The organism is Nostoc sp. JL23 (assembly GCF_017115065.1).
Taxonomy (GTDB): domain Bacteria; phylum Cyanobacteriota; class Cyanobacteriia; order Cyanobacteriales; family Nostocaceae; genus Nostoc; species Nostoc punctiforme_A.
This window is the reverse complement of sequence record NZ_JABXKN010000003.1, coordinates 1-9,308: the sequence shown is the minus strand read 5'-3', so window position 1 is coordinate 9,308 and position 9,308 is coordinate 1. Positions and strand designations below refer to the sequence as shown.

Below are 9,308 nucleotides of genomic sequence, written 5' to 3'. Positions count from 1 at the left end.
TAGTTCATCGTTTTCATCCCTACTTTTATCATAAGTGATTATCCGAACATGATATGAGAGGAGTATCACCAACCTCAGTTGGCCCATCCCACGCTTCAATCACCTGGATTTGTGGATAAATTTGACGCAGCCAATTTGCTCGAACTGTTAAAGGAATAGCAGTCACTTCTGGACACTCATAAATCATCACCAGCCGATGGCCAAGAAATGTTGATTATCAAAAGACTTTATACCTGAAAAAGAAGCTCGTTCAGGAATTCGGACTCTTCTTTGTTTGGGAGGTGATTAAAAATTTAGCAATGCCAGAATTTGATGATACACTTCTGGCGCTACAAGGAATTAGTGCTGCAACATATCTTGGACTTAGAGGGCAAGAGACGCGATAAAAGCCGTCTCTACAATAATTAGTCTTTTGTAGAGACGGCGATTTATCGCGTCTTTGTGATGATTTATCGCATCTTTAGCGATCTAGAATTCAAATGAGGTATTAGCTAACTTAGTCCATCAGATGCTGCTGTACTTGCGAAACTAGTTCATTTGTCCAGTAGTTGGCGAGTTCGGCACTGGCTGCTTCCACCATTACTCTGATGACTGGTTCTGTGCCAGAGGCGCGAACCAAAATTCTGCCGGAATCGCCCATTGCAGCTTCCGCAAGAGCGATCGCTTGTTGCACAGGTTGGCAATCTTGCCATCCCAAACGGCGATCGCGATCAACAACGCGCACGTTCCGCAACAATTGTGGATAGGTTTGGAAGCTTCGATCTACTAATTCGCTCAAGGGAACACCCGCCTCTCTCACCAAAGATGCTATGTGTAATGCTGTTAACAAGCCATCTCCAGTTACGGCATAATGACGGCAAAGAATATGACCTGATTGTTCGCCACCTAACATTGCTCCAGTCCGCTGCATTTCGGCTTGCACGTATTGGTCGCCAACTGCGGTACGAATTAAGTTACCACCAATTTGCTGCCAAGCTTTCTCAAAGCCTAAGTTGGCCATGACTGTAGATACAATCAGGTTGTCTGGTAATTGTTGGTTTTGTTGTAAGTGTCGTCCCCACAGATAGAGAATGTAATCGCCGTTAACTTGCCTGCCTGTATTGTCGACTGCTAAGACGCGATCGGCATCGCCATCGAAGCCAAAGCCGATATCGGCGTTGTGTTCTTGTACCGTTGCTGCCAGAATGTCTAGGTGCGTGGAACCGCAGTTAACATTGATGCGATCGCCATCTGCCTCGTTATGCAAACAGATTAACTCCGCCCCCATTTGTGTAAATACTGATGGTGCTAACCCAACTGCGGCTCCCCACGCCAAGTCTAAAACAATCTTCATTCCCTGAAGATTTAGGGCACCGTTCAAGGGTTTTTTCAACGCCGAGCTATAATCTTCCACTAACTCGAAACGTGAGTAATGCCGTCCGCAATTATTGACTCTAGCGATCGGTGATATCTTGCCACGCAGTCCCGCTTCAATTTCTGCCTGCAATATTTGCGGTAACTTCCCACCATTGGCACCAAAAACCTTAATCCCATTGTCTTCTGGGGGATTGTGGCTGGCAGAAATCATCACTCCGCCAATGGCATCACTGATACTGGTGAGATAGGCAACGCAAGGAGTGGGACATAATCCCAAATACCAAACCTCTAACCCCGCTGCTGTTAACCCTGCACTCAAAGCCATTGCCAACATATCGCTGGAGTTTCTAGAGTCCTGTCCGAGAATGACTGGCCCTACTTGAGTAGCATGATTACGTAAAACAATCCCCGTCCAAAAACCAACTTGCAATGCTAGGGGCGCACTCAGTAATTCTCCCACTCGTCCGCGAATCCCATCTGTGCCAAATAAGGGATTTGCTGGTAATGAGATTAAATTTAGTCCAAAACTGCTCTCAATCCCTTTGCCCAATCCCTCAACTTCAGAAGTAGAACCCCCAGAAATGCCCGATGTCCGAGTTATAGATGAAACCATATTTTTAAACACTCCACACAATCACACTGAAAAATAAATAGCACTTAAGACTTTATTCAGCAATTTTGACATGCTTTTTCTCTTTAGAAATTCATTCTAGATCGAGATGTATTTACGTAATAATACTGAATTTTCCTTTCTTGGATTGTAAATCTTTGATAAAGTCAGTATTGGTTTTTACGTTATTAGTAAAGTCTCCACATCTTAGCTAATTATTCCTTTTATGCCGACAATTTTCGTTTTAATTTTTATCTGTATTAGTTCACACTTTACAATGCTATTACTAAGTAATAATGTAATAAATATTACTTTCTACGCATCACAAATATTTTCATCCAAGCGGAGAATGAAAGCAAGATTCAGCTAATAACGACAAAAAATCAAAATACTGGAATCTAAAATTCTGTCCTCTTAGCCTTGTTGCTGTGTTAAAAACGACAGAATCATTGCAGCTTAAAAAATTTTAATATAAATTCTCATCAAATAGTTTTAAGGTAACGTTTTAATGGCTTTTTTAGCCGTTAGTAAATCAAAACTCCGGCAGTTAACTTTTTAAAGTTGAGAAATTTAGCATGAGCAGCAATTTAGCAACCAAATTACGTGTAGGCACTAAGAAAGCCCACACAATGGCAGAAAATGTAGGTTTTGTCAAGTGCTTTTTAAAAGGAGTAGTGGAAAAAAACTCTTACCGGAAACTTGTTGCTAACTTCTACTTCGTCTACTCAGCGATGGAAGAGGAAATAGAAAAGCACCGCCAGCACCCAATAGTTTCTAAAATTAACTTTCCTCAGCTAAACCGCAAGCATAGCTTAGAGCAAGACCTGAGTTATTATTTTGGTGCAAACTGGAGAGAGCAAATCAAACTATCTCCCGCAGGTGAAGCTTATGTACAGCGCATCCGAGAAATATCTGCTACAGAACCGGAATTGTTAATCGCCCATTCATACACTCGTTACATAGGTGACTTATCCGGGGGACAAATTCTCAAAAATATTGCTGTAACAGCGATGAATTTGTCTGATGGACAAGGAACAGCCTTTTATGAGTTTCCAGAAATTCCTGATGAGAAGGCATTCAAAGCCAAATATCGGCAAACTTTGGATGAATTACCCCTTGACGAGGCGGCAACCGATCGCATCGTTGATGAAGCTAACGCCGCCTTTGGCACGAACATGAAGCTATTCCAGGAATTGGAAGGTAATTTGATCAAGGCGATCGGTGTGATGCTGTATAATAGTCTTACACGGCGTCGTACACGTGGTAGTACTGAACTCGTCACAGCTGAGTAATCGTGTTGAGATTGCGGAGTATGGTGTGTGGAGTCATAAGTCCAGATAGCCTGATGAAGGATAATTCATAGGTGTTTCTGGCGAAAGAGCGATCGACGCTCAAAATATTTAGGGGCAATAGCCTTGTGACTGCTTTTGAGATGTGAAAGCAAGCATGGGGAGATTGCCCCTCAATTATGTATGTTTAAGAAGCAATTAAGTTCTTGAGGGCCTCTTGAGCATCAGCGTTTTCTGGATCTATTTTTAATGCTTACTGAAAAACTGCTGTGGCCTCTTGTTTTGAGCTATCACTAGATTCATCATAGGAAATCTCTCGGCCAAGTTTGATGTAAAGTTCAGCCATTTTGCGACGTGGAATCATATTTCCTAGCGGCTGATAAAAAGCCATGACAAGTAAAGCCTTTTTGCTTGTAAAGTGGCAAATTGATATTAGAGCAGGTGTCATAACTGCCTTCACCAGTTTTTACCACCTTTTGGCAAATTCCCAGAACTTCATCTAGATTCTCCTGTTGAGCTAGTGTCTTGACTCTAGTTACTGTAATAATAATCCGTAGGTTCTTTGGCAGCAGCTTGGCGGTAAAGAGCGATCGCTTCTTCTGGTTTTTCTTGTTTCATCAAGATATCGGCCAGTTGTATATATGTTGAAGCTTCAGGTTTGATTTTAATTAGTTGGCGGTAAGCAGCGATCGCTTCATTGACGAAGCCACGCTCTAATGAAAGTGATGCCAAACGTTCATAATAGACTTCATTTGTGGAGTCATTTTTACTCGCTTGACGATAGATATCAACGGCTTCTTTATATTCCAGCATGTCACCCAGATAGTAGTAAGCCAGATAACTCTTGGGATCAATTTTCAAGGCCTCACGGTGAGCAGCGATCGCCTCTTCTCGTTTGCCTAATTTACGCAAGATATTACCTAAATTGTTGTAATTATCTGCATCCGGCTGAAGTTTCAGCGCTTGACGGTAAGCTAATAGTGCTTCCTGTGTATTACCAATTTCCATCAGCTGTGAAGCTAAAGTGTAGTAGTAATACGTGCTACTGTCAGGCTCAAGTTTGATAGCTTGACGAAAAGCGGCGATCGCTTCTGTGGCTCGTCCCTTTTTTGCGAGAAAATTACCTAAATTGACGTAAATATCGGCACTGGGATTTAATTGTAACGCTTGGCGATAAGCAGCGATAGTCTCTGCAATCTTGCCTTGGTTAGATAGGATATCTGCCAGCTTGGCGTAAGCGGAGCTATTTTTGCGTAGGCGTAGCCCGTCGTAGACATCGCGCTCAATCAAACTCCGCCAAATATTAGCGGCTTCTTCATAATTTTTCACTTCTTCGGCAGATGTTGCTTTTTGTTCCAACTCGGCGTAGATATAGCAAAGCTGTCACCAGGGGCAAGATAGCCTGAAAGTACTGCGGTGAATTACTTTTAGATATTTCAGTTACTAACCAGCCAAGGGATTAACAAAGCTGTAACAGCCAGCCTACTCGATCTAGCAGGAGCAAGTCGTGAAATTGTTCAATACATCGCTGGGCCAATTGTCACTCAGCAGAACGGTTGGCAACAGTCAATTCCCACTTGGGTAGGAAAAGCGAATGCCTCCGGCACGCTACGCGAACGCAGTTGATAGATTAGATGCAGCTTTACAAGAGATAGACAAGGGAGAAGTAGGTAAACTCGGCTCTAGTAGCGAATTTGTTGCACTGATGATGCCAATTGCTTTTGAAGTGCCGCTATCATCCCAATGGACAGATGTTATACCTCTGGGCAAGTTATGATGCCCTCGTCAGGCACAGACCTTTCAAGAATTTCAACTATGAAAACCTTTGGGAGAAGATTGGTACAACTCCGATTTTGTATGACAAAATCCGCTCTCGCTATTTTCCCCCATTAAGGAAGCTTGACTAGCTAACGATGTCAACCTCCTCAATGGTGGGCGGCTAGGCAAAAAGCTCGGAAGTCTTCTCCATCAGCGCGGTGCCTTTCATGGGCAGGCAGCCTGCAGGCGAGCCAATCAGGCTTACAGCATGGGAAGCACGCGGGGACGAGATCCGGTCGGGAAGGCTGCGTCGATTCGATCGAGTTCGGTTTGGGTCAGATTGAGTTCCCCGGCTCCCGCGTTTTCAGCGGCGTGTTCGGGGTTGGATGCTTTGGGGATTGCGAAGAGCGAGGAATGCCGCACCAGAAATCGGAGCGCGACTTGGCGAGGGGTGGCGTTATGGGCGGCGGCGATTTCCTGTAGTACGCGACCTGCGGTTGTGCGCGAGTTGGGAAAATCCCCATGACCGAACGGGCTATATGCGACTACGGCGACCTCATGCTTCTCACACCAGGGGATCACAGCGTGTTCGATCGCTCTCTCTCTCAAATGGTAAAGGACTTGATTGCAGACGAGAGAACCCTCGCCAGCGATCTTCTGGACTGCTTCAAGGTCAGGCACATCGAAGTTGCTCACGCCCCAGCAGAGAATCTTCCCCTCGTGCTGAAGCTGCTCGAAGGCAGCGATCGTCTCCTCCAGTGGGTGTTGACCGCGCCAGTGCAACAGATAAGAGTCCAGCCGATCGGTATGAAGTCGAGCAAGGGATTTCTCACAGGCTATGATCGTCCCTCTCCGAGAAGCATTTCCAGGAAGAACCTTGGAAACCAGGAAAACCCGATCGCGTCGTCCAGCGATCGCCTCTGCGACCACCTCTTCGGCGCTGCCGTACATCTGTGCCGTGTCGATGTGGGTCATGCCGAGATCGAGTCCTTGGCGCAAAGCGGCGATCGCAGAGGCGCGGTCACCGTTGTCGATGTACCAGGTTCCTTGACCGATCGCTGCCACCTCGCGCTGCGTGGAACCAAATCGATGCTGTTCCATACCTGTCCTCCTGATTAACGCTCCGAGTCCTCACACCATCTGCCGTACCTGCCCTGCATGGCTGAACAGCTCGATCATTTCCCGGTTGAAGGCTGGGATGTCGTCTGGCTTGCGGCTCGACACGAGGTTGCTATCAACTACAACTTCCTGATCTACCCACTGGGCACCTGCGTTCTGGAGATCGGTCTTGAGCGACGGCCACGAGGTGAGCCGCCGTCCGCGCACCACATCTGCCTCGATCAGAGTCCAAGGTCCGTGGCAGATCACCGCTACGGGCTTGTCAGCATCGAAGAAGGACTTTATAAACTCGATCGCAGAGGCTTTAGTCCGAAGTTGATCTGGATTGGCAACACCACCGGGAAGCAGGAGGGCATCATAGTCGGCTGGATTTACTTGATCGAGGGGGACATCTACCGGGAAAAAATCCCCTTTGTCATAATGGTTCCAGCCCTGAACGCGATCGCTCTTAGGTGAAATGATGTGGGTTTGAGCACCTGCTGACTCAAGGGCTTGCTTGGGTTGAGCCATTTCAACTTGCTCAAAGCCATCTGTAACAAGAATGGCAACTTTCTTATTTGTGAGTTCTTCTGTCATCTCTACCTCCTAAAGTATTGGCTAGACTTGGTTTTTTCGTGTTCTTGTGGGGTTTTAGGCAGCCTGACCTGGCTTGAGCACGATCTTGATACAGTTGTCCTTCTTGTGCTTGAAAATTTCGTAGCCGTGCGGTGCTTGTTCTAGCGGCAGACGATGGGTGATTACAAAAGATGGGTCAATATCGCCATTTTGGACGCGATCGAGTAACGGGCGCAAGTACTTATGAACGTGCGTTTGTCCCGTTTTAAATGTTAAGGCTTTGTTCATGGCAGCACCCATCGGTATCTTGTCTACAAAGCCGCCGTAAACACCAGGAATTGAAACAGTGCCACCTTTGCGACAGGCAACAATCACTTGCCTTAGGGCAGTGGGTCGGTCGGTTTCCATACGCACGGCTTGCTTTACCTGGTCGTAAAACGCATCAGGACCCGTACCGTGGGCTTCCATTCCCACAGCATCCATGCAAGCATCTGGACCGCGCCCACCGGTCATATCTTTGAGGGCTTCACCAACATCAACTTCCTCATAGTTAAGGACTTCTGCCTTGCCGTCTTTCGCCATCTGTAGGCGTTCGGGAACTCGATCAATCGCAATGACGCGCTCGGCACCTAGCATATATGCACTTCTAATGGCAAACTGTCCGACTGGACCGCAGCCCCAGATCGCTACAGTATCTCCTGGCTGGATATCGCAGTTTTCCGCTGCCATGTAGCCAGTGGGGAAGATATCCGTCAGAAACAGGACTTGTTCGTCTGTTAGTCCATCAGGAATCTTGAATAAACCGACATCGGCAAAGGGAACGCGGGCATATTCAGCTTGACCTCCAGCATAGCCACCCATCATATGGGAGTAGCCGAAAAGACCAGATGGGGAATGACCCATCAGTTTTTCTGCTATCCAAGCGTTAGGGTTGGAGTTATCACACAACGACCATAAATCTTTTTGACAAAAGAAACAGGAGCCGCAGGAAATGGTAAAGGGGACGACAACGCGATCGCCTATCTTGACATTCTTGACAGCACTGCCTAGCTCAACGACTTCCCCCATGAATTCATGACCCAGGATATCGCCCTTTTGCATCGTGGGGATGTAACCGTCATAAAGATGTAAATCAGAACCGCAAATCGCCGTTGACGTGATTTTGACAATCGCATCACGCGGATTGATGATTTTTGGATCGGGTACTGTTTCAACCCGCACTTCGTTAGCGCCGTGCCAGCAAACTGCTCTCATTGAGTTGTTCTCCTTTTTTATTTAGCGTATTAGCCAGAGGCGAAGCGTTAGACGCAAAGGGTAAGAGATGACAAGCTTCCTTAGCGTCTTTGCACCTTGCCGCACCCCAAAATTTGCTTGAAATCAGGGTTTGAGTAAAACTTTGACGCAGTTGTCTTGTTTGTGTTTGAAAAGCTCAAAGCCGCGTGGTGCGTCTTCTAGACTGAGGCGATGTGAGAATACAGCAGATGGATCGACTTCGCCTTCGATGACGTGACCCAGCAACCGAGGCATATACTTTTGACCGTGCATTTGTCCCGTTTTGAGCGTCAAACCTTTGTTCATGAAAGCGCCCATCGGCATCTTGTCCACGAAGCCAGCATAAACGCCCATGACCGACAGAGTGCCACCCTTGCGACAAGCCAGAATCATTTGCCGCAACACATGAGGGCGATCGGTTTCCAGCCGTACTGCCTGCTTCGCTTCATCGTAGAATCCTTCCAGCCCGATCCCATGGGCTTCCATGCCACAGGCATCAATGCAAGCATCGGGACCGCGCCCGCCTGTCATTTCTTTCAGGGCTTCGCCCGCATCGACTTCCTCATAATTGATCGTTTCCGCTTTCGCGAAGTCCTTAGCCAGTTGCAAGCGGTAGGGAAAGCGATCGATGCTAATCACGCGCTCGGCACCGAGTAGATAGGCACTGACCATAGCGAACTGTCCGACTGGGCCACAACCCCAGACTGCTACGATGTCTCCACGCTGAATATTACATAAATCTGCTCCCATGTAGCCGGTGGGAAAGGCATCGGTGATCGGCAGCAGTTTTTCATCGGGAATGTCTTGGGGAAGTTTGAGCGCGCCGAAATCAGCGAACGGCACGCGAACATATTCTGCATCGCCACCGGCATAGCCACCGAATAAATGGGAATAGCCATAAATTCCCGACGTACCAAAGCCAAACACCTTCTCCTGCATCCAAGCGTTGGGGTTGGAGTTATCGCATAGTGACCATAAATCTCGTTGGCAGAAGAAACAAGAGCCGCAGCCGACCATGGAAGAGACAGCCACGCGATCACCCTTTTGCAATTGCTTGACTTCGCTACCAATTTCAACAACTTCCCCCATAAACTCGTGACCAAGAATGTCACCCGGTTGCATCGTCGGAATGTAACCATCGTAGAGGTGCAAATCAGAACCACAAATGGTTGTTGATGTCACTTTAAGGATGGCATCGCGCGGGTTGAGAATTTTTGGATCGGGAACTGTTTCGACCCGCACATCATTAGCACCATGCCAGCAAGCTGCTTTCATAGTCATTAGTCCTTAGGTCATATCATGTTCGGTAAATCACTTACGATTAAGCCCCGATTTTAATCCACCAGTGA

At 47.1% G+C, this 9,308-nt stretch carries 10 protein-coding genes; 2 read left to right on the top strand and 8 right to left on the bottom strand.

The window, feature by feature from the left end; all coding sequences use genetic code 11:
* Positions 1 to 28 precede the first annotated feature (28 nt).
* Together HWQ42_RS00160 and glmM are read right to left on the bottom strand one after the other, a co-directional pair.
* Positions 29 to 166: a hypothetical protein gene (locus tag HWQ42_RS00160; RefSeq protein ID WP_292808242.1), complete on the bottom strand. Its 138-nt coding sequence runs from the start codon at positions 164 to 166 to the stop codon at positions 29 to 31.
* 330 nt (positions 167 to 496) lie between these two features.
* A complete protein-coding gene (glmM, locus tag HWQ42_RS00155) occupies positions 497 to 1,969 on the bottom strand; it encodes a phosphoglucosamine mutase (RefSeq protein ID WP_292808240.1) in 1,473 nt (490 codons plus the stop codon).
* A gap of 572 nt (positions 1,970 to 2,541) precedes the next feature.
* Here glmM and HWQ42_RS00150 point away from each other — a divergent pair.
* Positions 2,542 to 3,258, top strand: coding sequence for a heme oxygenase (biliverdin-producing) (locus HWQ42_RS00150; RefSeq protein WP_292731699.1), 717 nt, complete (start codon positions 2,542 to 2,544; stop codon positions 3,256 to 3,258).
* A 250-nt stretch (positions 3,259 to 3,508) separates the two neighbouring features.
* Here HWQ42_RS00150 and HWQ42_RS00145 read toward each other — a convergent pair whose 3' ends face one another.
* Positions 3,509 to 3,703: a hypothetical protein gene (locus HWQ42_RS00145; RefSeq protein WP_292808238.1), complete on the bottom strand. Its 195-nt coding sequence runs from the start codon at positions 3,701 to 3,703 to the stop codon at positions 3,509 to 3,511.
* Positions 3,704 to 3,786: 83 nt separating this feature from the next.
* Positions 3,787 to 4,614, bottom strand: a complete 828-nt coding sequence (locus HWQ42_RS00140) for a tetratricopeptide repeat protein (RefSeq protein WP_292808236.1) — start codon at positions 4,612 to 4,614, stop codon at positions 3,787 to 3,789.
* 235 nt (positions 4,615 to 4,849) lie between these two features.
* On the opposite strand from HWQ42_RS00140, the gene HWQ42_RS00135 reads away from it, so the two are divergent.
* The gene (locus HWQ42_RS00135) at positions 4,850 to 5,032 is read left to right on the top strand and encodes a hypothetical protein (protein ID WP_292808234.1); all 183 of its coding nucleotides are present in this window, start codon (positions 4,850 to 4,852) and stop codon (positions 5,030 to 5,032) included.
* A gap of 242 nt (positions 5,033 to 5,274) precedes the next feature.
* Here the strand turns inward: HWQ42_RS00135 and HWQ42_RS00130 are convergent, their stop codons facing one another.
* The 4 genes from HWQ42_RS00130 to HWQ42_RS00115 form a co-directional block, all read right to left on the bottom strand.
* Positions 5,275 to 6,114, bottom strand: coding sequence for an aldo/keto reductase (locus HWQ42_RS00130; protein WP_292808232.1), 840 nt, complete (start codon positions 6,112 to 6,114; stop codon positions 5,275 to 5,277).
* Positions 6,115 to 6,144: 30 nt separating this feature from the next.
* On the bottom strand, positions 6,145 to 6,708 hold the full coding sequence (locus tag HWQ42_RS00125; RefSeq protein ID WP_292808230.1) for a type 1 glutamine amidotransferase domain-containing protein: 564 nt from the start codon (positions 6,706 to 6,708) through the stop codon (positions 6,145 to 6,147).
* 54 nt (positions 6,709 to 6,762) lie between these two features.
* Positions 6,763 to 7,941 carry a zinc-dependent alcohol dehydrogenase gene (locus HWQ42_RS00120; RefSeq protein ID WP_292808228.1) on the bottom strand — a complete coding sequence of 393 codons (1,179 nt, stop codon included), beginning with the start codon at positions 7,939 to 7,941 and terminating at the stop codon, positions 6,763 to 6,765.
* Between the two features lie 123 nt (positions 7,942 to 8,064).
* On the bottom strand, positions 8,065 to 9,234 hold the full coding sequence (locus HWQ42_RS00115; protein ID WP_292808226.1) for a zinc-dependent alcohol dehydrogenase: 1,170 nt from the start codon (positions 9,232 to 9,234) through the stop codon (positions 8,065 to 8,067).
* Between the last annotated feature and the right edge of the window lie 74 nt (positions 9,235 to 9,308).

Excerpts from the sequence above, each read along its gene's own strand:
- HWQ42_RS00145 (WP_292808238.1), bottom strand. The coding sequence starts at position 3,703 with ATGACACCTGCTCTAATATCAATTTGCCACTTTACAAGCAAAAAGGCT.
- HWQ42_RS00130 (WP_292808232.1), bottom strand. The coding sequence starts at position 6,114 with ATGGAACAGCATCGATTTGGTTCCACGCAGCGCGAGGTGGCAGCGATC.
- HWQ42_RS00150 (WP_292731699.1), top strand. The coding sequence starts at position 2,542 with ATGAGCAGCAATTTAGCAACCAAATTACGTGTAGGCACTAAGAAAGCC.
- glmM (WP_292808240.1), bottom strand. The coding sequence starts at position 1,969 with ATGGTTTCATCTATAACTCGGACATCGGGCATTTCTGGGGGTTCTACT.
- HWQ42_RS00115 (WP_292808226.1), bottom strand. The coding sequence starts at position 9,234 with ATGAAAGCAGCTTGCTGGCATGGTGCTAATGATGTGCGGGTCGAAACA.
- HWQ42_RS00135 (WP_292808234.1), top strand. The coding sequence starts at position 4,850 with ATGCCTCCGGCACGCTACGCGAACGCAGTTGATAGATTAGATGCAGCT.
- HWQ42_RS00125 (WP_292808230.1), bottom strand. The coding sequence starts at position 6,708 with ATGACAGAAGAACTCACAAATAAGAAAGTTGCCATTCTTGTTACAGAT.
- HWQ42_RS00120 (WP_292808228.1), bottom strand. The coding sequence starts at position 7,941 with ATGAGAGCAGTTTGCTGGCACGGCGCTAACGAAGTGCGGGTTGAAACA.